Origin of the sequence: Sphingomonas sp. (assembly GCF_017304635.1) — a bacterium.
Classification (GTDB): Bacteria; Pseudomonadota; Alphaproteobacteria; order Sphingomonadales; family Sphingomonadaceae; genus Sphingomonas.
Genome location: NZ_JAFKMA010000006.1, coordinates 73,408 through 95,101 on the forward strand (window position 1 = coordinate 73,408; position 21,694 = coordinate 95,101).

22 protein-coding genes and 1 tRNA gene are annotated in these 21,694 nt (G+C 67.0%); 7 read left to right on the forward strand and 16 right to left on the reverse strand.

The window, feature by feature from the left end:
- Positions 1-24 precede the first annotated feature (24 nt).
- From J0I47_RS15295 to J0I47_RS15310, 4 genes are read right to left on the reverse strand one after another with little or no spacing between them, the layout of a single operon-like run.
- Positions 25-1,224 carry a cation:proton antiporter gene (locus J0I47_RS15295; protein WP_294047801.1) on the reverse strand — a complete coding sequence of 400 codons (1,200 nt, stop codon included), beginning with the start codon at positions 1,222-1,224 and terminating at the stop codon, positions 25-27.
- A gap of 51 nt (positions 1,225-1,275) precedes the next feature.
- Complete coding sequence (locus J0I47_RS15300; RefSeq protein ID WP_294047802.1) at positions 1,276-1,797, reverse strand: GNAT family N-acetyltransferase; 522 nt, start codon at positions 1,795-1,797, stop codon at positions 1,276-1,278.
- Positions 1,794-2,459 carry a hypothetical protein gene (locus J0I47_RS15305; protein ID WP_294047803.1) on the reverse strand — a complete coding sequence of 222 codons (666 nt, stop codon included), beginning with the start codon at positions 2,457-2,459 and terminating at the stop codon, positions 1,794-1,796. The genes J0I47_RS15300 and J0I47_RS15305 overlap by 4 nt, the downstream gene beginning before the upstream one ends.
- A 23-nt stretch (positions 2,460-2,482) precedes the next feature.
- Positions 2,483-2,914, reverse strand: coding sequence for a hypothetical protein (locus J0I47_RS15310; protein WP_294047804.1), 432 nt, complete (start codon positions 2,912-2,914; stop codon positions 2,483-2,485).
- A gap of 207 nt (positions 2,915-3,121) precedes the next feature.
- Here J0I47_RS15310 and J0I47_RS15315 point away from each other — a divergent pair, with 207 nt between their 5' ends.
- The 5 genes from J0I47_RS15315 to J0I47_RS15335 all read left to right on the forward strand — a co-directional run bounded on the left by J0I47_RS15315 (position 3,122) and on the right by J0I47_RS15335 (position 8,245).
- Entirely contained in the window at positions 3,122-3,676 is a 555-nt protein-coding gene (locus J0I47_RS15315; RefSeq protein ID WP_294047805.1) for a F0F1 ATP synthase subunit delta, read from the forward strand.
- Positions 3,677-3,682: 6 nt separating this feature from the next.
- On the forward strand, positions 3,683-5,212 hold the full coding sequence (gene atpA / locus J0I47_RS15320; RefSeq protein ID WP_294047806.1) for a F0F1 ATP synthase subunit alpha: 1,530 nt from the start codon (positions 3,683-3,685) through the stop codon (positions 5,210-5,212).
- A gap of 107 nt (positions 5,213-5,319) precedes the next feature.
- The gene (locus J0I47_RS15325; protein WP_294047807.1) at positions 5,320-6,207 is read left to right on the forward strand and encodes a F0F1 ATP synthase subunit gamma; all 888 of its coding nucleotides are present in this window, start codon (positions 5,320-5,322) and stop codon (positions 6,205-6,207) included.
- Between the two features lie 122 nt (positions 6,208-6,329).
- Positions 6,330-7,871 (forward strand): F0F1 ATP synthase subunit beta, encoded by a 1,542-nt coding sequence (gene atpD / locus J0I47_RS15330; RefSeq protein WP_294047808.1) that lies wholly within the window; start codon positions 6,330-6,332, stop codon positions 7,869-7,871.
- Positions 7,872-7,993: 122 nt separating this feature from the next.
- Complete coding sequence (locus J0I47_RS15335; RefSeq protein ID WP_294047809.1) at positions 7,994-8,245, forward strand: ATP synthase F1 subunit epsilon; 252 nt, start codon at positions 7,994-7,996, stop codon at positions 8,243-8,245.
- A gap of 10 nt (positions 8,246-8,255) precedes the next feature.
- On the opposite strand, the gene J0I47_RS15340 is transcribed toward J0I47_RS15335, so the two are convergent.
- Genes J0I47_RS15340 through J0I47_RS15350 form a run of 3 tightly spaced genes read right to left on the reverse strand, consistent with a single transcriptional unit; the run spans position 8,256 to position 11,825 of the window.
- A complete protein-coding gene (locus tag J0I47_RS15340; RefSeq protein ID WP_294047868.1) occupies positions 8,256-10,337 on the reverse strand; it encodes a PAS domain-containing sensor histidine kinase in 2,082 nt (693 codons plus the stop codon).
- A gap of 13 nt (positions 10,338-10,350) precedes the next feature.
- Complete coding sequence (dapF, locus tag J0I47_RS15345; RefSeq protein ID WP_294047810.1) at positions 10,351-11,304, reverse strand: diaminopimelate epimerase; 954 nt, start codon at positions 11,302-11,304, stop codon at positions 10,351-10,353.
- 56 nt (positions 11,305-11,360) lie between these two features.
- Positions 11,361-11,825 carry a DUF6456 domain-containing protein gene (locus tag J0I47_RS15350; protein ID WP_294047869.1) on the reverse strand — a complete coding sequence of 155 codons (465 nt, stop codon included), beginning with the start codon at positions 11,823-11,825 and terminating at the stop codon, positions 11,361-11,363.
- 105 nt (positions 11,826-11,930) lie between these two features.
- On the opposite strand from J0I47_RS15350, the gene J0I47_RS15355 reads away from it, so the two are divergent.
- Positions 11,931-12,494 carry a helix-turn-helix transcriptional regulator gene (locus tag J0I47_RS15355; RefSeq protein ID WP_294047811.1) on the forward strand — a complete coding sequence of 188 codons (564 nt, stop codon included), beginning with the start codon at positions 11,931-11,933 and terminating at the stop codon, positions 12,492-12,494.
- Positions 12,495-12,509: 15 nt separating this feature from the next.
- Here the strand turns inward: J0I47_RS15355 and J0I47_RS15360 are convergent, their stop codons facing one another.
- The 7 genes from J0I47_RS15360 to J0I47_RS15390 form a co-directional block, all read right to left on the reverse strand.
- Positions 12,510-12,926 (reverse strand): GFA family protein, encoded by a 417-nt coding sequence (locus tag J0I47_RS15360; protein ID WP_294047812.1) that lies wholly within the window; start codon positions 12,924-12,926, stop codon positions 12,510-12,512.
- 97 nt (positions 12,927-13,023) lie between these two features.
- Positions 13,024-13,099 (reverse strand) — tRNA-Val (locus tag J0I47_RS15365).
- A 153-nt stretch (positions 13,100-13,252) separates the two neighbouring features.
- Positions 13,253-14,158: a hypothetical protein gene (locus tag J0I47_RS15370; protein WP_294047813.1), complete on the reverse strand. Its 906-nt coding sequence runs from the start codon at positions 14,156-14,158 to the stop codon at positions 13,253-13,255.
- A 165-nt stretch (positions 14,159-14,323) separates the two neighbouring features.
- Positions 14,324-15,814: an NAD(P)(+) transhydrogenase (Re/Si-specific) subunit beta gene (locus tag J0I47_RS15375; protein WP_294047814.1), complete on the reverse strand. Its 1,491-nt coding sequence runs from the start codon at positions 15,812-15,814 to the stop codon at positions 14,324-14,326.
- 97 nt (positions 15,815-15,911) lie between these two features.
- Positions 15,912-16,220 carry an NAD(P) transhydrogenase subunit alpha gene (locus tag J0I47_RS15380; RefSeq protein WP_294047815.1) on the reverse strand — a complete coding sequence of 103 codons (309 nt, stop codon included), beginning with the start codon at positions 16,218-16,220 and terminating at the stop codon, positions 15,912-15,914.
- A gap of 10 nt (positions 16,221-16,230) precedes the next feature.
- Positions 16,231-17,352, reverse strand: a complete 1,122-nt coding sequence (locus J0I47_RS15385) for an NAD(P) transhydrogenase subunit alpha (RefSeq protein ID WP_294047816.1) — start codon at positions 17,350-17,352, stop codon at positions 16,231-16,233.
- Positions 17,353-17,356: 4 nt separating this feature from the next.
- The gene (locus J0I47_RS15390) at positions 17,357-17,488 is read right to left on the reverse strand and encodes an aa3-type cytochrome c oxidase subunit IV (protein ID WP_294047817.1); all 132 of its coding nucleotides are present in this window, start codon (positions 17,486-17,488) and stop codon (positions 17,357-17,359) included.
- A gap of 144 nt (positions 17,489-17,632) precedes the next feature.
- Here J0I47_RS15390 and J0I47_RS15395 point away from each other — a divergent pair, with 144 nt between their 5' ends.
- Complete coding sequence (locus J0I47_RS15395; protein ID WP_294047818.1) at positions 17,633-19,051, forward strand: sigma-54 dependent transcriptional regulator; 1,419 nt, start codon at positions 17,633-17,635, stop codon at positions 19,049-19,051.
- Between the two features lie 233 nt (positions 19,052-19,284).
- Here the strand turns inward: J0I47_RS15395 and folP are convergent, their stop codons facing one another.
- The gene (gene folP, locus J0I47_RS15400; protein WP_294047819.1) at positions 19,285-20,343 is read right to left on the reverse strand and encodes a dihydropteroate synthase; all 1,059 of its coding nucleotides are present in this window, start codon (positions 20,341-20,343) and stop codon (positions 19,285-19,287) included.
- Positions 20,344-20,485: 142 nt separating this feature from the next.
- Positions 20,486-21,607, reverse strand: coding sequence for a site-specific DNA-methyltransferase (locus J0I47_RS15405; RefSeq protein ID WP_294047820.1), 1,122 nt, complete (start codon positions 21,605-21,607; stop codon positions 20,486-20,488).
- Between the last annotated feature and the right edge of the window lie 87 nt (positions 21,608-21,694).

Here is a 21,694-nt window from a genome sequence, read left to right on the forward strand (position 1 = left end):
ACATCCCGCCGCTTGCGGCCAAAGTCAGTCGGTCTTGCCGATCAGTTCGGGCATCCGCTTCAGTCGCGGCGCGACCATCGGGATGGTCAGCATCGTGCTCGCGACCGCCATCAGCAGGAGGGCGGTGAAGGTCTCGCTGGTGATGATCTGCTTGTCGAGCAGCACGTTGGAAAAGATAATCATGATGAGCGCCTTGGTCTGCAACAGCCAGCCGATCAGGCCCGCCTCGCCCCGCTGCCACCCGAGCAACCGACCGGCGATCCGCACTCCGATCAGCTTGCCGGCGACCGACGCGACCAGCAGCAGCGCCGCCGCGCCGAACACCGCCGTTCCGCCGACGCCCCATTGCGTGCGCAGGCCCGTCGACAGGAAGAACACCGGCATCACCGCCAGCAGGATCGTCTCGCGGAACCGGTCCATCCGCGCCTCGTCGAACCATTGCGCGTCGATCACCGCACCAGCCAGGAACGCGCCGACCATGTAATGCAGCCCGGCCCAGTCGGCCGCGAACCCGCACACCGCCAGCCAGATCAGCGCCGCATACCAGCGGTCGCGCTCGGCGATCGCCCGCATCGTCATGCGCATCAGGATCGCGGCGATCCCGAACGCGACGAGGAAGCCGAGCTGCCGCCCGACTCGCTCCCAATCGAGCAGGATCAACGCGAGCACGCCCCAGATCGCGATATCGTCGAGACTGGCGTAGCGCAGCATCCGCTGGCCGAGCGCGGTGCGCAGGATCGCCAGTTTCTCCATCAACAGCACCAGGATCGGCAGCGCGGTGACCGCGCACGCCATGCCGATCCCGGCGATCGCCTGGACATGCCCGCCCTTCGGTCCCAGCCAGCCGGGCGAGCGCAGCAGGATCGCCCCGGCGATCGCCCCGAACAATAACGGCATGCCGAGCGCGAACCCCGCGGTGACAGCGGTCTCGCCCCGCCGCCGCCACGCTTGCTTGAGGTCGAGTTCGAGCCCCGCGATGAAGACGAAGATCATCACCGCCCATTGCGCGATGCCGTTGAGCTGGCCGATCACCGGCGGCGTGAACACCGTCGCGTAATAGGCCGGGAACAGCTTCCCGAGCACGCCCGGGCCGAGCAGGATGCCGGCGATGATCTGCACCACCACCAGCGGCGCCCAATAATCGGTCCGGAACAGTCGCCAGAACAGATACGGCGCCGTGAACACGATAATCATCGCGATCAGGAACAGTTCGGACGTGCCCATTCGTTGAAAATCCCCTCGGGACAAAGCCCTAGTGCAGGCGATCACGGCCGATCAATCCGCCGGGCGATCGATCGCGTACACGACATGCGGCGCCGGTCGCCCCGCCATCGTCGCATCGTGGCGGCGATCCAGCAATCGCCCGCCGACCCGCTCGATCGCGGCGCGCGACCGGCCGTTGCTCTCCCCGATCACGAAGATCGCGCGGTCGACGAAGCGGAACGCGTGAGCGAGCATCAGCGCCTTCATCTCGCCGTTATACTGCCCGCCCCAATGGCTGCGCGCGAGGAAAGTCCAGCCGATCTCCACCTCGTTCGGTTCCGCGCGATCGAGATCGTAGCGCGAACTGCCGATCACCGCGCCGCTCGCGCGGTCGATCGCGATCAGCATCCCGCCCGACGCGATGCCGGCGTCGAAGAACTGGCGGAACGACGCTTCCTGCCAGCGATCGTGCGCGGGATGCACTTCCCAGATCAGCGGATCGGCGGCGACCGCGAACAGCGCGGCGAAGTCGGCCGCCCGCGCCGGCCGCAGCTCGACTCGCTCGCCGATCAGATGCGGCTGGCGGTCGATCACTTCCCGCCGGTCGCCACGATGGTCGTCGCCAGCGCCTTGGCCTGGCGCATCATCCGATCCTGATCGGCCGGCAGCTTCGATTCGGTGAAGCAGATCACCTGAATCACACGCCCACCGATCGCGGTCGTGCACGCGCCCATCGCGATGTCCTTGGTGATCGTGCCGTTGCCGACCGTCCCGCCGCCCGTCATATAGCCGCAGACCGCATCATGGCCGCGCGTCGCCAGCTTGATGCCGATGGTCGGTCGCTTGCCGATGACCTTGTCGTAATTGTCGGCGACGTTGGCCGAAATCTCGTCGCTGCTGACCGGCATCGGCTTGTCGAATTCAGGCGCGATCTGCGCGGCGAAGGTCGCGTGATCGACGGTCATCGAGATCAGGTTAGCGGGCGTCTTGACCAGCGCGTAGTCGCCAATCTTCGCCGGCGTGGCATCGCATCGATAGAGCGTCAGGTTGGTCACATTGGCGCTGTCGGCCGCGGCGACCGTCTGCGCGATGGCGATGAGTTGTCCGGTCGGAAGGCAATATCCCGCCGGCAACGGCATCGTATAGGCGACCCCGCCCACATTGAACGACGCCGTTTGCGACGACGGCGCGTCGGCGGCCGCGGCGGTGGCGATGATGGCGGTGGCCGCAATGGCGGTCGACAATCGACGAAGCATCCAATCCCCCTTGAAACGAAGCACTATACCAACATCAGCACGACCGGCACGATCACACCGATCGCCACCATGATCGTCGCCGTCCGCCGCGTCGACCGCGTGCCGAGCGCGATGGTCAGGCCGACGAGCGTCATTACGAACAGGCCGATCGCGGTCAGCAGCGCGACGATCTTGAGCGGCACGAACGCCTTGTCGTGATCGTCATGCTCGCCGCCGCGCTGGGCGCCCGGCATCGCGGGTGCGGCGGGACGCGGCGCGCGCGGCTTGGGCGCTGCCTGATGCTTGTGGATGCCCGCCATCCACGACACCCAGGCCGGCGGGCGCGGGTCGCGCTGATCCTGCCAGCCGACCACCTGGATGAACCCGCTCAACGAAAAGAACAGGATCGACGGCGCGAGCAGCACGCCGATATAATTGTGCCAGCGGCGGAGGCTGAGGAGCGTGGTCGGTTTCATGGCGCGGGGTTATGCCAGCCCGTCGCCGCCGCGCAAGCCGGCGTGTCGCCACGCCGCCGCGCCGATCGTCGGGCCGATCCTGGGCCGATCCTGGGGTTGCGCTGATCCCGCCCCTTTGCTAGTCGCGCGCCAACCCATTCGAGGGCGCCCTGGGCGGCCCTCTCTTCGCATGGGACATCGTTACCCTTTCAAGAGGATCCCGATCGCGTGGAGTCATCCGGCGGTATTCAAGCGAGCTTAGGCGGACGGTACGCGACCGCGTTGTTCGAGCTCGCCCGCGAGTCGAAGACGATCGACACGGTCGAGGCGAGCCTGGCCACGGTTCGCCAGGCGCTGGACGAATCGGCCGACTTCAAGGCGCTGACCACCAGCCCGCTGCTCGGCCGCGCCGATGCGGCGAAGGGCGTGGCCGCCGCCGCGGGCGCGATGCAGCTCGACGCGACGACGACGAATTTCCTCGGCGTGCTGGCGCAGAACCGCCGGCTCAACCAGCTGCCCGCGATCATCCGCGCGTTCCGCGGCCTCGCCTCGCGCCATCGCGGCGAGACCACCGCCGAAATCACCTCGGCGCATCCGCTGAGCGACGCGCAGGTCGGCGAGCTCAAGCAGCAGCTGCGCCAGCGGGTCGGTCGCGACGTCGCGGTCGAGCTCAATGTCGACAAGACCCTGCTGGGCGGCCTTGTGGTCCGCATCGGCTCGCAGATGATCGATTCGTCGATCCGTACTCGTCTCAACACTCTCGCGCACGCGATGAAGGGCTAAGCAACAATGGATATCCGCGCCGCAGAAATCTCGAAGGTCATCAAGGACCAGATCGCCAATTTCGGCACCGACGCCGAAGTGTCGGAAACCGGCCAGGTGCTGTCGGTCGGCGACGGCATCGCGCGCATCCACGGGCTCGACAACGTTCAGGCGGGCGAGATGGTCGAGTTCGCCAACGGCGTGCAGGGCATGGCGCTCAACCTCGAAGCCGACAATGTCGGCGTCGTGATCTTCGGCTCGGACGCCGAGATCCGCGAGGGCGACACCGTCAAGCGCACCGGCACCATCGTCGACGTGCCGGTCGGCAAGGGCCTGCTCGGCCGCGTCGTCGACGGCCTCGGCAATCCGATCGACGGCAAGGGCCCGATCGTCGCCGACCAGCGCAGCCGCGTCGAGGTGAAGGCGCCCGGCATCATCCCGCGCCAGTCGGTCAGCGAGCCGATGCAGTCGGGCCTGAAGGCGATCGACGCGCTCGTCCCCGTCGGCCGTGGCCAGCGCGAGCTCATCATCGGCGACCGCCAGACCGGCAAGTCGGCCGTCGCGATCGACACCTTCATCAACCAGAAGACGGTCAACGCCGGCGACGACGAGAAGAAGAAGCTCTACTGCGTCTATGTCGCGGTCGGCCAGAAGCGCTCCACGGTGGCGCAGCTCGTCCGCACGCTGACCGAGAACGGCGCGATGGATTACTCCATCGTGGTCGCCGCGACCGCGTCGGACCCCGCCCCGCTCCAGTTCCTCGCGCCCTATACCGGCACCGCGATGGGCGAATATTTCCGCGACAACGGCATGCACGCGCTGATCGTGTTCGACGATCTGTCGAAGCAGGCGGTCGCGTATCGCCAGATGTCGCTGCTGCTGCGCCGTCCGCCGGGCCGCGAGGCCTATCCGGGCGACGTGTTCTATCTCCACTCGCGCCTGCTGGAGCGCGCCGCCAAGATGTCGGACGCGAACGGTGGCGGCTCGCTGACCGCGCTGCCGATCATCGAGACGCAGGCGGGCGACGTGTCGGCCTACATCCCGACCAACGTGATCTCGATCACCGACGGCCAGATCTTCCTCGAAACCGATCTATTCTTCGCGGGCATCCGCCCGGCGATCAACGTCGGCCTGTCGGTCAGCCGCGTCGGCTCGGCCGCGCAGACCAAGGCGATGAAGAAGGTGTCGGGCTCGATCAAGCTGGAGCTGGCGCAGTATCGCGAGATGGCGGCGTTCGCGCAGTTCGGCTCGGACCTCGACGCCTCGACGCAGAAGCTGCTCAACCGCGGCGCGCGCTTGACCGAGCTGCTCAAGCAGCCGCAGTTCAACCCGCTGCCGTTCGAGGAGCAGACGGCGTCGATCTTCGCCGGTACGCAAGGCTATCTCGACGCGATCCCGGTCGACGCGGTGACGCGCTATGAGGCGGCGATGCTCGCCGACCTGCGCGCAAACCATGCCGACGTGCTGAAGTCGATCCGCGACACCAAGGACCTGGGCGACGACGCTCGGAAGGGCCTGACCGCCGCGCTCGACGCGTTCGCGAAGACGTTTGCGTAATTGATCGTCACCCCCGCGAAAGCGGGGGCCCATCTCGCGGATGTGCCGCGGATGGGACGCTCAGGAGATGGGTTCCCGCTTCCGCGGGAATGACGGAATGGAATTGAATGGCTAGTCTAAAGGCCCTCAAGATCCGCATCGGCTCGGTGAAGTCGACGCAGAAGATCACCAAGGCGATGAAGATGGTCGCCGCCGCCAAGCTGCGTCGCGCGCAGGAAGCGGCCGAGGCCGGGCGTCCCTATGCCGAGCGGCTGGAGAAAGTCGTCGCCTCCCTCGCCTCGCAGATCACGGTGGGGCCGAACTCGCCCAAGCTGCTCGCGGGCACCGGCAAGGATCAGGTCCACCTGTTCGTCGTCGCGACGAGCGACCGTGGCCTCGCCGGCGCGTTCAATACGAACATCGCCCGCCTAGCGCGCCGCCGTGCCGACGAGCTGATCGCGCAGGGCAAGACCGTCCGCTTCTACACGATCGGCAAGAAGGGTCGCGGCGCGCTGAACCGTCTCTATCGCGACGCGATGGTGCACGGGATCGAGCCGGGCGACCTCGGCAAGCTGACCTTCGCCGATGCGCGCGGCTATGCCGACGACCTGATCGCGCGGTTCGAGGCCGGCGAGTTCGACGTTGCGCACCTGTTCTATTCGCACTTCAAGTCGGTGCTGACGCAGGAGCCGACCGAGCAGCAGATCATCCCAGTCTCGGTCCCCGTACCCCCGTCAAGTTCGTCAACTTTGGGCACCTCGGCCGCCGTCGAGTACGAGCCCGACGAGGAGGAAATCCTCGCCGACCTGCTGCCGCGCAACGTCGCGATCCAGCTGTACCGGGCGATGCGCGAGAATGCCGCGTCTGAGCAGGGCAGCAAGATGACCGCGATGGACAATGCCACCCGCAATGCCGGCGACCTCATCAACCGCCTGACGATCCAGTACAACCGCAGCCGCCAGGCCGCGATTACGACGGAGCTGGTCGAGATTATTTCGGGGGCGGAAGCACTGTAGCTTCCGTCATCCCCGCGCAGGCGGGGATCCAGACGCACCGCCGGTGCGATGGCTCGCGCGTTAGAAACAATGGATTCCCGCCTTCGCGGGAATGACAATGTGAGAAGGCAGGACGACGTAACATGGCTACCACCGCCCCCACCGCCGAGAAGCCCGCCCGCAAGCCGCGCGCGGTCAAGCCCAAGGCCCCAGGAACCGACGACGCCCCGGCCACCACGCCGGTCGCGACGACGAACAATGTCGGCGTCATCAGCCAGGTCATCGGCGCGGTCGTCGACGTGAGCTTCCCCGATCACCTGCCGGCGATCCTGTCGGCGCTCGAGACCGACAATAACGGCAACCGTCTGGTGCTCGAAGTCGCGCAGCATCTGGGCGAGAATACCGTCCGCACGATCGCGATGGATTCGACCGAGGGCCTGACCCGCGGCCAGAACGTCACCGACACCGGCTCGCAGATCCGCGTCCCGGTCGGCCCGAAGACGCTGGGGCGCATCCTCAACGTCATCGGCGAGCCGATCGACGAGCGCGGACCCGTCGGCGCGGCCGACACCGCGCCGATCCACGCCGAAGCCCCGCTGTTCGTCGACCAATCGACCGAGAGCAGCATCCTGGTCACTGGAATCAAGGTCATCGACCTGCTCGCGCCGTACGCGAAGGGCGGCAAGATCGGCCTGTTCGGTGGCGCCGGCGTCGGCAAGACCGTGCTGATCCAGGAGCTCATCAACAACATCGCCAAGGGTCATGGCGGCACCTCGGTGTTCGCGGGCGTCGGCGAGCGCACGCGTGAGGGCAACGACCTCTACCACGAATTCCTCGATGCCGGCGTCATCGCCAAGGACGCCGATGGCAACGCCATCAGCGAAGGCTCGAAGGTCGCCCTGGTCTACGGCCAGATGAACGAGCCGCCGGGCGCGCGCGCCCGCGTCGCGCTGTCGGGCCTGACCATCGCCGAATATTTCCGCGACCAGGAAGGGCAGGACGTGCTGTTCTTCGTCGACAACATCTTCCGCTTCACCCAGGCGGGCGCCGAAGTGTCGGCGCTGCTCGGTCGCATTCCGTCGGCGGTGGGCTACCAGCCGACGCTGTCGACCGACATGGGCGCGTTGCAGGAGCGCATCACCTCGACCAACAAGGGCTCGATCACCTCGGTGCAGGCGGTTTACGTCCCCGCCGACGACTTGACCGATCCGGCGCCGGCGACATCGTTCGCCCACCTCGACGCGACGACCGTGCTCAACCGCGCGATCTCGGAGCTCGGCATCTATCCGGCGGTCGATCCGCTCGATTCGACCAGCCGCGTGCTCGAGCCGCGCATCGTCGGCCAGGAACATTACGACACGGCCCGTGCGGTCCAGTCGATCCTGCAGAAGTACAAGTCGCTGCAGGACATCATCGCGATCCTGGGCATGGACGAACTGTCCGAAGAGGATAAGCTTACCGTCAGCCGCGCCCGTAAGATCCAGCGCTTCCTGTCGCAGCCGTTCCACGTCGCCGAGGTGTTCACCAACATCCCGGGCAAGTTCGTGGCCGTCGAGGACACGGTGAAGTCGTTCAAGGCGGTCGTCGACGGCGAGTACGATCATCTGCCCGAGGCAGCCTTCTACATGGTCGGCGGCATCGACGAAGCCGTCGCCAAGGCCGAGAAGCTGGCGCAGGAGGCGTAAACCATTCAAAGCCCCTCCCCTTCAGGGGAGGGGTTGGGGTGGGGGACGCGGGCGGAGGTCTCTGCGAGATACCGCCCCACCCCCTACCCCTCCCCTGAAGGGGAGGGGCTTGAGGAATTGACATGCTGCACTTCGAACTCGTCACTCCCGAAAAGCTGCTCCGGTCGGAGGAGGTCTATCAGGTCGTCGTTCCCGGCACCGAGGGCGACTTCGGCGTGCTGGAGGGTCATGCCCCGGTCATGTCGACGATCCGCGACGGCAATCTCGCCATCTACAAGGCCGACAAGGCCGAGCCCGAACTGGTGCCGATCCGCGGCGGGTTCGCCGAAGTGTCGGCAAGCGGACTGACCGTGCTCGCCGAACAGGCCGGCTGAGCCGCTGCCCTCAGTCGAGCATCTCGCCGACCTTGGCGGCGAACGCCTCGATCTCGAACGGCTTCGCGATCAGGTCCATCCCGGGCGCCAGGAAGTCGCCGCGGTCGATCGCCTGCTCGGCATAGCCGCTGACGAACAGCGTCTTCAGCCCCGGACGTTCCTCGCGCAGCCGTCGCGCGATCTCGCGGCCGTCCATTCCGGGCAGGCCGATGTCCGACACCAGCAGGTCGATGTGGTCGAGCGAACCGGCCACGGCGATCGCCTCGGCTCCGTCATGCGCGACATGCACGTCGAGGCCCATGTCGGCCAGCACGTCGGTCACCAGCATCCGCACCGCGGGATCGTCCTCGACCACGAGCACGTGCGCGCCGGGCCGCGCGGCGATCACCGCGACGCCCTCCCGCTTGGTCGCATCGGGCAGCGCGCCCTGGAACCGTGGCAGCAGGAGTTCGAAGCTCGCCCCCTCGCCTTCGCGGCTGACGACACGGACATGGCCACCGGTCTGGTGGACGAAGCCGTAGATCATCGACAGGCCGAGCCCGGTGCCGACGCCGATCGGCTTGGTGGTGAAGAACGGGTCGAACGCGCGCGCCACCACCTCGGGCGGCATGCCGGTGCCGGTATCGGTCACGGTGACCGAGACGTAATCACCGGGCACGATCCCCTCGAACTGGACCGCCGCCTCGGCATCGAGCCGACGATTGGCGGTCGCGATGGTCAGCGTCCCACCCTGCGGCATCGCGTCGCGCGCGTTGATCGCAAGGTTGAGCAGTGCGCTTTCGAGCTGGTTGCGGTCGGTCGAGGCGAACCATAAACCGGTCGCCAGCGACAATTCGAGCGCGACGCTTTCCCCCATGGTCCGCCGCAACAGGTCCTCGATCCCCGCCGCCAGTGCGTTGACGTCGGCCGCCCCGACATCGAGCGACTGACGCCGCGAAAAGGCAAGCAGGCGATGCGTCAGTGCCGCCGCACGCTGGGCCGACGTGGTCGCCGCATCGATATAACGGTCGATCCGCGGATCACGATCGTCGCCCAGCCGCCGGTCGAGCAGTTCGAGCGACCCGATGATCCCGGTCAGCATGTTGTTGAAGTCGTGCGCGATGCCGCCGGTCAGCTGGCCGACCGCCTCCATCTTCTGCGCCTGACGCAACTGATCCTCGGTCTGGCGGAGCAGCGCCTTACCCTCGACTGCCGCCGTCACGTCGCGGCCGATCGCGAATATCTGCGTGGCACTGGGCGCGGCGACCCACTGGACCCAGCGATAGCCGCCCGACTTGCACCGAAAACGCAGGTCGAGGCTCGGCAGCGTCTCGCTCTGCGCCAATTCCAGCCCGGACCGCATCGTCGCCATGTCGTCGGGGTGCGTGAAATAGGCCGCGTCGCGTCCCACCACCTCGTCGGGCTCGTAGCCCAGGATCGTCCGCCACGCCGGGTTAGCTCGCTGATAGACGCCGTCCAGGGTCGCTTCGACCATCAGATCGGGAGAGGTGTTCCACATGCGATCGCGCTCGGCCGTGCGCTCCTCGACGCGGCGTTCGAGCGTCGCGTTCAGCGTGGCGAGCGCATCGCGGCTGTCGATCAGCGCCTTGTCCGCCAGCACGCGACCAGTGGTCTCGTTGGTGAAGATGAATAGCCCGTCGACCCCGCCCCACGCGTCGAGCACACGCGAATAAGAGAAGGACCACCATGTGTCGGCGGCACCCCGATCGGTGTCGAGCTTCCACGGCAAGTCGGTGAAGCGCTGGATCTCGCCGGCGAAAGCCTTGTCAATGATCGGCTTGGCTTGGTCCCAGGCGTCCGCCCACACCTCGGTGAATGGCGCCCCCATCGCCCAGGCGACGCGCGGACCGAGCAGCGGGATATAGGTCTCGTTGAAGAAGAAGACGAGATCGTCGCGTCCCCAGGACAGGATCATCGATTCGGGCGAGTTGAGGATCAGGCTGAGCGCGGTTTTCAGCGCCGGCGGCCAGCCGGGCGGCGGCCCCAACGGATGATCGCGCCAGTCGCGCGCCAAGATCAACCGCGTCGCCTCACCGCCCCCGGCCAGGAAGCGGAGGTCCGTCGACAGCGTCTCTCCCGCCGTGTCGGCCATGATCGTCACCGCCTCACCCTGCCGCGCGTGCGTGTTCGACCGCTGCGCCCCACGCCGCGATCTCGTCGTTGTGATGCCGCGTCACGGTCAGGTCGCCGGCGCGTTCGGCCGCGACATCGACCTCGATCGAGCCTTCCCATTCGAACGTCGCATTGCCGAGCAACTGCACCATCCCGTCCGCCTCGGCGCAGCCGCGCACCAACCCACCGGCGTTGTAGACCGTCAGCGTTCGCCCGAACGTCGCCCGCTCGGTCAGGCAGGCGGCATAGGTCGAGGCCGCCATCGCGCTGCCGCAACTGTCAGTCAGCCCGACGCCGCGTTCGAACGTCCGCACGAACAGATCGCCATCGGCGCGCACCGTCACGAACGATACGTTGGCGCGGTTGGGGAGCCAGTCCGGCGCCGCTTCGCACGCCCGACCGACCGCGACCAGTTCCGCTTCGTCGATCGCCTCGACGAACGCGATCAGGTGCGGATTGGGGATCGCGACCGCCGTGAAACGCCAGCCGCTCGGCAATTGGGGGATGATCCGCTCGACATTCTCGTGCTCGGTGATCGCCATCGGCCAGTCGCGCACGTCGAGCAGCGCCGGGCCGGCCCGTTCGGCGACGGTGACGACGCCGGGGGCGACGTCGGCCTCCCGTTCGACCTCCGCGTGCGACGTCTTGAGCCGCACGGTCGCGCGATCGATCCCCAGCCGCTCGAACCCCAGCCGCGCGACGCAGCGCAGGCCGTTGAGGCACGTCTCCGCCTCCGACCCGTCGCTGTTGCGCATGACCATGCCGAAAGCGTGATCGGCATCGCCCGCGGTCAGCAACAGCAGCCCGTCCCCCCCGACCGGCCCGCGGCGATCGGCCAATGCCCGCGCGACCGCCGCCCAGTCGTCATCGCTGCGCTCGATCCCGCGCGCGTCGATCAGCGGGAAGTCGTTGCCCGAGCCGTGGCATTTGATGAAATCGATCCGCATAGTGGCGGTGTAGAGCCAAACTTGACAAACTTCACGCCCTCACACGATATCGCAGATCAGCGTTGCAGACCGTAATGATCGGCCAGCCGATCGAGCGCAAGGCCGAGCACCAGCCGCCCGGCGCGGGCCGGCCAACCGAGCGCCCGCTCCGCCGCCGGTAGCCCTTCGCCCGCACACACCACGCGCCACAACACGTCGTTGAGCCCAGCACCGACCGCACCGACCGCAACGTCGAACCGGCGCTTGGCCGCGAGATGCGCAATGGTCGGATCGCATCCGCCGCCCCCGCCACCATCGACGCGGACGCGATCCCATTGCATCGTCACCTGCGGGCCCAGTTGCGCGATTTCATAGTCCCGCCGCAGCCGCTCGCCCGCCTCGAATTGCCGCGCATCGACGAGGTTGCGCGCACGCAACCAAGACAGCGGCGATTCGGCGCGATTGACGGTGACGGCGCGCCGACCCCGCGCGGCCTTGACCGGCCGGGTCCCGATCACGCCGGTCGCCGCATCGAACTCCATTTCCACCAAGTCGCGCAACACGATCCTCCCGCTAAGCGGTGGCGCCTTGCCAGATCGCATCTTCTGTAGGAAAGATATGAACCGATTTGGTGAGAGGATACAGCGTTGATTACCGCCATCCGTGAAGTCCGCCGCGCCAGGGGCATGACGCTCGACGACGTTGCCAAGGCTTGCGCGCCGCCGACGACGGCGCAGACGATCGGTCGTCTGGAGACCGGTACCCGCACCGTGTCGGTCGCCTGGCTCAATCGCATCGCGCAGGCGCTGGGGGTGGAGGCCGCCGATCTCGTCACCCTGCCCGACCAGCCCGACTTGACCGTCACCGCCCTCCTCGCCGCCGAGGGCGCCCGAGCGCCCCATCGCGCGACGCGCATCCCCCCGCCGCGCCCGGCCGGGGGCACCGTCGCGGTCGGCGTCGTCGCCAGCCTGGGGGATTACCGTGCCGGTGACACGATCTGGTGCGATCCGCTCGCGCCCGAGACGTTCGGCCAGGCGCTCAACCGCGACGTGCTGGTCCCGCGCCCCGGCGGTCGCTTCCTGTTCGGACGCTTGCTCGGACGCGACGGCGATCGCCTCCACCTCCTCCCGCTCGGCACCGGGCAACGCCAGCAAGTGGTCAACGACCCGCCCTGGATCGCCCGCGCGATCAAACTGATCCGGGACCTCTGAGGAGTATCGTTCGATCTATAATTGCCGAGTCTCGGCCGGGGCGTTCCACCAATTATCGTGGAGCCCGTCCATGTAGTTGACCGGCGCGGCAAGGAGTTCGTCGGTCGCCAGGTCGTCGAGTGCGGCGAGATGGACGGAGACGTAAGGCTCATCGCCCATCTGCACGATCCGGCCGTGCCCGTGCGTCGCGATGCCGCATTTGGAACAGAAGCGGTGATGCCCTTCGCCCCACTCGCCCGACTTTCCGTAATCGGCGAGCATATCCTCCCCCGACAACAGACGAAAATCGGCCGGCTTGAGTTGCCCGGCATTCCACATCCGCTGCTTCCAGCAGAACGTGCAGTTGCACTTGCCGGTGCCCTGATCGAGGTCGATATCCGCTTCGAACGTGACGGCCTTGCAGTGACAGCTGCCGTGATAGGTCTTTTTCATCCCGCGGCTCCTCTCCAGCTCGGTCCAAACGCACCACGGTCGCGATGGAGCCGCGCCTTTCGGCGTACGACGCCGCGTCGTCTCACCGCATTGACCATGGTGGGCGTTGACGGGCTCGAACCGCCGACATCTTCCGTGTAAAGGAAGCGCTCTACCAACTGAGCTAAACGCCCCCGAGGTGGGGAGCGGAGCGACCGCGCCGACGCGCCATCGGCGCTATACCGAGAGCGGCCGGCGAGTCGGCATAGCCGATCCCGTCCGACGAGGCCGGCGGCAATGCCGTCGGCTCGCCATCCCTGACACCGACCGACGAGCCGCGCAACCCTTCAGCCCAGCGGCAACCCGGCGGCGGCGAGAGCGGCGAAATGGCGATCCATCCGCTGATGCGAGTCCGTGGTCAGACCGAGAAACGCGCGCCGGCGATCGAACGGGTCAGGACGGCGCTCGAACAGGCCCGCTTCGGTCATGCGGGTGATCCAGCGGAGCGCAGTGGTCGGCGGCACCGCGGCGGCGATGCACAAGCTCGACACCGATACCTGCGCGCCCTCCAGCTCGGCGGCATAGAGGTCGAGCAGCATGTCCCAGGCCGGATCCTCGAACAATCCCGCGGTGAAATGCTGGTCGCGCAGGCGGCGCGCGCGGATGACGTTGCGGATATCGCTCGCCCGGACCGGGTCGGCAGCACGCGGTGGCGCGCCGAAGCCGGTGACGCGATCGGCCACGCCGGAGCCCCGCGGCTCGCCCTCGCTCAGCCGCGCGAGCAGCTTGGCGATCCGCGCGACTTCCTCGTTCAGCCGCCGCAGCCGTGCTTCCTCGCCTTCGCGGACGGTGTCGGCCAGCACGTCGACGCGGCGTGCCAGCGCAAGGGCGATCGACCCGGCCAGTGCTCCGTCGTCGGCATCGCACAGCAGATCGATCCCGTTCCCGAGGAGGATGCCCGCCGCCGCATCGATCTGCCCTTGGCGCAAGGTCACGACCGCCGCGCAATCGGTCGCCTCGATCAGTGCCGCGAGTGCCACGCACGCCGGTGCCACCTCATTCTCCGCCACGGCATCGAGCGCCGCGACGATCAGCCGCGCGTTGCCGTCGTCGGGCAGGTCCGCCCAGTCGACCGACCCCGCCGTTCGTCCGCCTGCCGCCGCCACCGCCTGGGCCAGCACCTCGCGGTCATTCGCGGCGCCGACCAGCAGCGCCGGCGGACGGTCGGCATCGAGATACAGGTCGTTCGGCATGTCGGTCGCGCTCCCCCGCTACGCAGCGCCCCCACAGCGAATCGCGTCACGAAATTCAGTCTATATCAAACAGGTGTAAGATCACGCCGATGTGACGGCAATCGCCTCCAAAACGGAGCGATCGTGACAGTCTAGACTCAAGCCGTCGAAAGAACAGCGCCTCGATCAATCGAGTGACTTGACGATTTCCTCGACCATCTTCTTGGCGTCGGCAAGCAGCATCATCGTATTGTCCTGGTAGAAGACGTCATTGTCGACCCCGGCATAACCGACGCCACCCATCGAGCGCTTGATGAACAGCACGGTCTTCGCCTTGTTCACGTCGAACACCGGCATGCCATAGATCGGCGAGGACTTGTCGGTCTTGGCCGCAGGATTGACCACGTCGTTGGCGCCGATGATGAACGCGACGTCGGTCTGGGCAAACTCGCTATTGATATCCTCGAGCTCGAACACTTCGTCATAGGGCACGTTCGCTTCGGCGAGCAGGACGTTCATGTGCCCCGGCATGCGCCCTGCGACCGGGTGGATCGCATATTTCACGCGGACGCCGTGTTCCTTCAGCTTGTCAGCCATCTCGCGCAGCACGTGCTGTGCCTGGCTGACCGCCATGCCGTAGCCGGGGACGATGATGACCTGGTCGGCCTGTTGCATCAAAAAGGCGGCGTCCTCGGCCGAACCGCGCTTCCACGGGCGCTGCTCGCGTGCCTCGCCGGTGGTGCCGCCGCCGCTGTCGCCGCCGAACCCGCCCGCGATCACGCTGATGAAGCTGCGGTTCATCGCGCGGCACATGATGTAGGACAGGATCGCGCCCGACGAGCCGACCAGCGCGCCGGTGATAATCATTGCGCTATTGTGCAGCGTGAACCCCATCGCCGCCGCCGCCCAGCCCGAATAGCTGTTGAGCATCGACACCACGACCGGCATATCGGCTCCGCCGATCGGAATGATGAGCAGGAAGCCGATCGCGAAGCTGAGCAGCGTTATCGTCCAGAAGATCCAGGCCGCCTGGTCCTGTGTGAAATATGCGATCAGCGCGAGGATGCCGGCGAGCACGCCCAAGTTGATGACGTGGCGGCCGGGCAGCAGGATCGGCTTGCCGCCCATGTTGCCGTTGAGCTTCAGGAACGCGATGACAGAGCCGGAGAAGGTGATCGCACCGATCGCGACGCCCAGCCCCATCTCGATTCGGCTGACCGGATGGATCGCCATGAACGGCTGGCCGAGCATCGGCGTGACGAGGTCGGCGATGCCGAACGCGCCGGGATTGAGGAACGCCGCCGCCGCGACCAGCACCGCCGCGAGCCCGACCAGCGAGTGGAACGCCGCGACCAGCTGCGGCATCGCAGTCATCGCGATCCGGCGCGCGGTGACGATGCCGATGGCGGCACCGATAGCGATGGCAGCAAGGATTTCGAAGACGGTCAGAAAATCAGGAAAGGGGGTGCCGCGACCGAATTCGTCCGGAGCGAGGATTACTCCCGGTACGTGGGTCACCAGCGTCGTGACCACGGCAATCGTCATGCCGATCATGCCGAAGCGATTGCCGCGCTGGCTCGAGGTCGGGCTCGACAGGCCGCGCAGCGCGAGGATGAAACACATCCCCGCGATCAGATAGGCCAGTGCCGCCCAGGGATTGATCGTTACCTGTTCCATTCAACCCCCAACCGTCACCCCGGCCTTGTGCCGGGGTCCACCGCGCCGTCGGGCGCAAGTGGATGAGTGGATCCCGGGACAAGCCCGGGATGACGAATCAATGCTTGGCCGCCGGCCGATCCTTTTTCTTGTACATTGCGAGCATCCGCGCGGTCACCGCGAACCCGCCGAAGATGTTGACGCTGGCCAGCACCACGGCAAGCAGCCCCAGCCCCTTCGACACCGCTCCCGCGCCACCAAGTCCGCCCGCCGCCGCCGCGATCAGCGCCCCGACGATGATGACCGACGAAATCGCGTTGGTTACCGCCATCAACGGCGTATGCAGCGCCGGCGTCACCGACCACACGACGTAATAGCCGACGAAACACGCCAGCACGAAGATCGACAGAATCGAGATAAAGTCCATGGCTAATCCCTCAGCCCAGCAGTCGCTGATTCACGACCTTACCATCCTGCGTCAGCCTCACGGCGTTGCCGATCTCTTCGTCCAGCACCGGTCTGCCCGTTTCCTTGTCCCAGAAGGTCGAGAGGAAGTTGAACAGGTTGCGGGCGAACAGTGCGGAGGCATCCGCCGACAGTCGGCTGGCGACGTTCTTGTGGCCGACGATCTTGACGCCGTGGCGCTCGACCACGTCGCCCGCCACCGCGCCCTCGACATTGCCGCCCGCTTCCACCGCTAGGTCGACGATCACACTGCCGGGGCGCATGCTCGCGACCTGCGCGTCGCTGATGAGGCGTGGCGCGGGGCGGCCGGGGATCAGCGCGGTCGTGATGACGATATCCTGTTTGGCGATATGGCTCGACACCAGATCGGCCTGCGCCTTCTGATATTCCGCGCTCATTTCGGTCGCGTAGCCGCCCGAGCCCTCGCCCTCAATCCCGGCGACGTTCTCCACGAATACCGGCTTGGCGCCAAGCGAAAGGATCTGTTCCTTGGTCGCGCTGCGCACGTCGGTGGCGGAAACCTGCGCACCCAGCCGTCTTGCAGTCGCGATCGCCTGCAAGCCGGCGACGCCGACCCCCATCACGAAGCACTTCGCGGCACTGACCGTACCTGCCGCGGTCATCATCATCGGAAAGGCGCGGCCATATTCGGCCGCGGCGTCGAGCACCGCCTTGTAACCCGCCAGATTGGCCTGGCTCGACAATATATCCATCGACTGCGCGCGGGTGATGCGTGGCATGAATTCCATCGCCAGCGCTTCGTAGCCGGCGGCGGCATAGGCATCGACGCGGTCGCGCGCGCCGAACGGGTTAAGCCCCGCCACGATCCATGCACCCGGATTGGCTCCGGCCAGGCTCGCTGGATCCGGCCCCTGCACGCCCAGCACGATGTCCGCGCCCTGCAAGACCGAGGTACGCGGACCGACCGTCGCGCCCGCCGCATCGTAGTCGGCGTCGACGATACTGGCGCCAGCTCCGGCCCCGGCCTCGACTGCGACATCGGCGCCCAGAGCCACGAATTTCTTGACGGTTTCGGGCGTCGCGGCGACGCGCCGTTCGCCCTCGGCGGTTTCCTTGAGGGCGGCGATCTTCACGTCGTTACTTGGCGCCGGAGATCAGCCAGACCACGAACAGCCCGATCAACACGCAGATGACCGCACCGTATTTCAGCATGCCGAGCACCGAATGGTACGTCTGCACGTGCGGTTTCATGTCGGTGTCATTGGCCATCGGCATGCTCTCTCTATGGTCTCGTTCAAATCCGTTCCCGTCGGCTTTAGCTGCCGTCCGCGCAACCCTCAACCCTGCTTAAGCCGGTCTTTACCTGCCGTCGTTACGACGCCGTTCAACTTGGGGCTTTATCAAGAGGACGGGATGACGCGCAACGGCCAGCGGCTCCTGATGCTAATCGACGACGAACCGGCGCAGCGGCGTCTGGTTTCGGCGATCGCGGCGCGCCGCGACTGGCGATCGGTCTTTGCCGGCGATGCCGAGACCGCGATCGCGATGCTGGGCACGCAGGACGGGATGCAGCTCGATGCGATCCTGCTCGACGCCGCCGGACCGGAAGGTGAGGCCGAGGATCTGATCCGCGAACTTCGCGCACGCCGGCCGCAGCTGCCGATCCTGATGCTGACCGCGAACGGTTCGGTCGCCCGTGCCGTCGGGGCGATGCGCGCGGGAGCCACCGATTTCCTGGTCAAGCCGTTCGCCGCCGACCGCTTGCTCGCCGCGCTCGACACCGCCGCGGCGGGGGACGAGGCGGGCGAGCTGCGACCGCTGACCGAAAAGATTCCCGCTTTGCTCGGCTTCGACGAGATCGTCGGCGCCGCCCCCGATTTCCGCGCCGCGCTAGCGATCGCCGCCAAGGCCGCCCGTGCCCGCGTCGCTGTCCTGATCGAGGGCGAGAGCGGCGTCGGCAAGGAAGTCATCGCGGAGGCGATCCATGCCGCCTCCCCGCGCGGCAAGAAGCCGATGGTCGCGATCAATTGCGGCGCGATCCCCGCCAACCTGGTCGAAAGCGAGCTGTTCGGACACGAAAAGGGAGCGTTCACCGGCGCGTTCGAGCGCAAGATCGGCAAGTTCCAGGATGCCGATGGCGGCACGATCTTCCTCGACGAAATCGGCGAGATGCCGCTCGACGCGCAGGTCAAGCTGCTCCGCGTGCTGCAATCCGGCGAGATCCAGCCGATCGGCGCGCGTCATGCCCGCGAGGTCGACGTCCGCGTGATCGCGGCGACCAACAAGAAGCTGATCGAGGAAGTCGAGGCCGGGCGGTTCCGCGAGGACCTCTATTACCGGCTCAACGTCGTCCAGGTGACGATTCCTCCCTTGCGCGAGCGCACCGGCGACATCCCGGCGCTGGCGCGGCACCTGCTGGCGCGGATCGCCGACCAGCCGGGGCTGCGCCCGCTCGGCATTACCGACGAGGCGCTGGCGCTGCTCGGCCGCTACGACTGGCCGGGCAACGTCCGCCAGTTGCAGAATGCATTGTTCCGCGCGGCCGTGCTGTGCGAGGGCGACGCGCTGACGCGCAGCGACTTCCCGCAGATCGCGGCACTCGGCACCGCGCGCATGCCCACCCCGATCGGCCAGATGGCGACTTCCGGCGGCGTGACGTTGTTCCGCCCGGACGGCAACATGCGCCCGCTCGAGGAGATCGAGGCTGACGTGATCCGGCTGGCGATCGGCCATTATCGCGGCCGCATGACCGAAGTCGCGCGGCGGCTGGGGATCGGCCGGTCGACGCTCTATCGCAAGCTCGGCGAGCTGGGCATTGATAATGCCGCTTGATAAGGCATCAGACGCCTAGCCGACGACGGTTAGCGAGGTTGCTGCGTACCGAAGAACATAGGGTTTTTCGGCTGGCACTCCGATGGGCATCTTCGCGCCGAAAAACGCGACATAACAATCGTGGCCGCTGATTTCGTCGCTGTCCCAGCAATGTATCACTACGCCGTATTCGGGTCCGCCATGATCGAGCCCATCGTACCGAACTCGCGTTCCGGGCACCAAATAACGGTCGGTCACCGGCCCACCAACGCCTGATCGCGCAAACCGCGCCACACCCGCAACGCCTGCATCGTTTCCGTCACGTCGTGAACGCGAAGGAGTTGCACCCCCGCCTCCGCCCCCTTCAGCGCCAGCGCCAGCGATCCCGCCAGCCGCTCGCCGACCGGAGCTTCGTTCGACAGCGCGCCGATCATGCGCTTGCGGCTCGCGCCGAGCATGATCGGGCAGCCGAGGCCGTGGAACAGCGCGAGGCCGTTGAGCAGCGCAAGGTTGTCCTGCAAGGATTTGCCGAAGCCGATGCCGGGATCGACGATGATCCGCGCGCGATCGACCCCGCCCGCGACCACCGCCGCGATACGCGCCTCCAGCCAGTCGAACACGTCGGTCAGCACGTTGTCGTAGACGCCGCCGTCATGCGGGCCTTTCGCGGGCTGCGGCGAGTGCATCAGCACGACCGGACATCCCGCCTTCGCCACGACCTCCAGCGCGCGCTCGTCCCACAGCAAGGCCGCGACGTCGTTGACGATGGCCGCCCCCGCCGCCAGCGCCGTCTCCATCACGGCGGCCTTGCGCGTGTCGATCGAGACGAGCGTGCCCGCGGTCGCCAGCCCGCGCACCACCGGCTCGACCCTGGCGATCTCGTCGCCTTCCCACACGATCGCCGCGCCGGGCCGCGTCGATTCGCCGCCGACGTCGATCAGCGCCGCCCCCGCCGCCGCCATCGCGACCCCGGCGCTGACCGGATCGCCACCCTTGCCGCCATCGGAAAAGCTGTCGGGCGTGACGTTGAGGATGCCCGCGACCTGCGGCTGTTCGAAGCGCAGCGTGCGTTCGCCCAGGACGAGCGGCAGGCGGGGTCGCGTGATCGCGGCGTGAAGCGCAGCGGCGCGCTCGTCGCTGGTGCCGAGGGTTGCTGCGAACTCGGCGATCGGCACCGTCCGCTTCGCGCCGTCCACGATCACCTCATAGGCGGCGAACCACTGCATTCCTCCAGCCAGTCGCACGACTTCGCCGTCGCGACCGACCGGCGTGTCGACGAACTGGACGGGGCGGAGGTGGAAGCTGGCCGGCATGTCATACTTTCGCTTCCCCGGCGAAGGCCGGGGCCCAGTTGCGAGGCATGAGTAATGGAACGCGACGCGCGATCAACCGATGTCGCGATGCTGGACCCCGGCCTGCGCCGGGGAGGCGGTGACGGATGCCTTCGCTACCGGATCAGGGCTGCGTCGCGAGCAGGTAGGTCTGGCGGAGTGCGTCGATCGGCTGGAGGCCGTCCGCGCCCTCGTAATGCCAGAACGTCCAGCCATTGCACGCCGGCGCCTTCTGCAAGGTCGCGCCCAGCTTGTGGATCGACCCGGCATTGCCGCAGCTCGATTTGAGCGAGCCGTCCGCGCCGACCGTCGCCGACCAGCGCCGCTTGGCATCGGTCAGCACGCTGCCCGGTGTCAGCATACCGTTCTCGACCAGCGCACCGAACGCCACGCGCGGCGCCGCCTTGGGCGACTGCATCGTCGTCAGCGCCGATTCGTCGAGCGGCAGCGCGGCAGCGATCCGCTCCTCCGCCGCCTCGATGTAGAAAGGCTCGCGCTCGATCCCGATCCAGCGCCGCCCCAGTCGCTTCGCGACCGCGCCCGTCGTGCCGGTCCCGAAGAACGGGTCGAGCACCACGTCGCCCGGCTTCGTGCACGCCAGCAGGATGCGATAGATCAGCGCCTCGGGCTTCTGGGTCGGGTGGACCTTGACACCGTTCCGCTTCAGCCGCTCCGGCCCGCCGCAGATCGGGAACTCCCAGTCGGAGCGCATCTGGAGTTCGTCGTTCAGCGTCTTCATGCTGCGATAGTTGAACGTGTAGCGCGCCTTCTCGCCGGTCGACGCCCAGATCAACGTCTCGTGCGCGTTGGTGAAGCGCGTGCCCTTGAAGTTCGGCATCGGGTTGGCCTTGCGCCACACGATGTCGTTAAGGATCCAATAGCCCAGGTCCTGGATCGCCGCGCCGACCTTGAAGATGTTATGGTAGCTGCCGATCACCCAGATCGCGCCATTGTCCTTCAGGATGCGTTTGGCCTCGAACAGCCATTCGCGGGTGAATTTGTCGTAGGCGGCCAGGCTGTCGAACTTGTCCCAATCGTCGGTGACGGCATCGACATGGCTGCCGTCGGGACGGTTGAGGTCGCCGCCGAGTTGCAGATTGTAGGGCGGATCGGCGAAGATCAGGTCGACCGATTTCGCCGGCAGCGCGCGCATCGTCTCGATGCAATCGCCTATCAGGATACGGTCGAGCGGCATTTCACCGTCGACCAGCACCGGCGCGCAGCTAACCTTCTCGATGACCCCCATCGATTTCCCACTCCCCCGAAATGTCGCGCGCAGAAAGCGGCGAGCGACGGACTCCGGTCAAGCGAAACTTAGTTAACGAGCGAGGTT

Bases quoted from the DNA above. Each gene is read 5' to 3' on its own strand.
- J0I47_RS15295 (WP_294047801.1), bottom strand. From the start codon at position 1,224: ATGGGCACGTCCGAACTGTTCCTGATCGCGATGATTATCGTGTTCACG.
- J0I47_RS15305 (WP_294047803.1), bottom strand. From the start codon at position 2,459: ATGCTTCGTCGATTGTCGACCGCCATTGCGGCCACCGCCATCATCGCC.
- J0I47_RS15310 (WP_294047804.1), bottom strand. From the start codon at position 2,914: ATGAAACCGACCACGCTCCTCAGCCTCCGCCGCTGGCACAATTATATC.
- atpA (WP_294047806.1), top strand. From the start codon at position 3,683: ATGGATATCCGCGCCGCAGAAATCTCGAAGGTCATCAAGGACCAGATC.
- J0I47_RS15325 (WP_294047807.1), top strand. From the start codon at position 5,320: ATGGCTAGTCTAAAGGCCCTCAAGATCCGCATCGGCTCGGTGAAGTCG.
- atpD (WP_294047808.1), top strand. From the start codon at position 6,330: ATGGCTACCACCGCCCCCACCGCCGAGAAGCCCGCCCGCAAGCCGCGC.
- J0I47_RS15335 (WP_294047809.1), top strand. From the start codon at position 7,994: ATGCTGCACTTCGAACTCGTCACTCCCGAAAAGCTGCTCCGGTCGGAG.
- J0I47_RS15340 (WP_294047868.1), bottom strand. From the start codon at position 10,337: ATGGCCGACACGGCGGGAGAGACGCTGTCGACGGACCTCCGCTTCCTG.
- dapF (WP_294047810.1), bottom strand. From the start codon at position 11,304: ATGCGGATCGATTTCATCAAATGCCACGGCTCGGGCAACGACTTCCCG.
- J0I47_RS15350 (WP_294047869.1), bottom strand. From the start codon at position 11,825: ATGGAGTTCGATGCGGCGACCGGCGTGATCGGGACCCGGCCGGTCAAG.
- J0I47_RS15360 (WP_294047812.1), bottom strand. From the start codon at position 12,926: ATGAAAAAGACCTATCACGGCAGCTGTCACTGCAAGGCCGTCACGTTC.
- J0I47_RS15370 (WP_294047813.1), bottom strand. From the start codon at position 14,158: ATGCCGAACGACCTGTATCTCGATGCCGACCGTCCGCCGGCGCTGCTG.
- J0I47_RS15375 (WP_294047814.1), bottom strand. From the start codon at position 15,814: ATGGAACAGGTAACGATCAATCCCTGGGCGGCACTGGCCTATCTGATC.
- J0I47_RS15380 (WP_294047815.1), bottom strand. From the start codon at position 16,220: ATGGACTTTATCTCGATTCTGTCGATCTTCGTGCTGGCGTGTTTCGTC.
- J0I47_RS15390 (WP_294047817.1), bottom strand. From the start codon at position 17,488: ATGGCCAATGACACCGACATGAAACCGCACGTGCAGACGTACCATTCG.
- J0I47_RS15395 (WP_294047818.1), top strand. From the start codon at position 17,633: ATGACGCGCAACGGCCAGCGGCTCCTGATGCTAATCGACGACGAACCG.
- folP (WP_294047819.1), bottom strand. From the start codon at position 20,343: ATGCCGGCCAGCTTCCACCTCCGCCCCGTCCAGTTCGTCGACACGCCG.
- J0I47_RS15405 (WP_294047820.1), bottom strand. From the start codon at position 21,607: ATGGGGGTCATCGAGAAGGTTAGCTGCGCGCCGGTGCTGGTCGACGGT.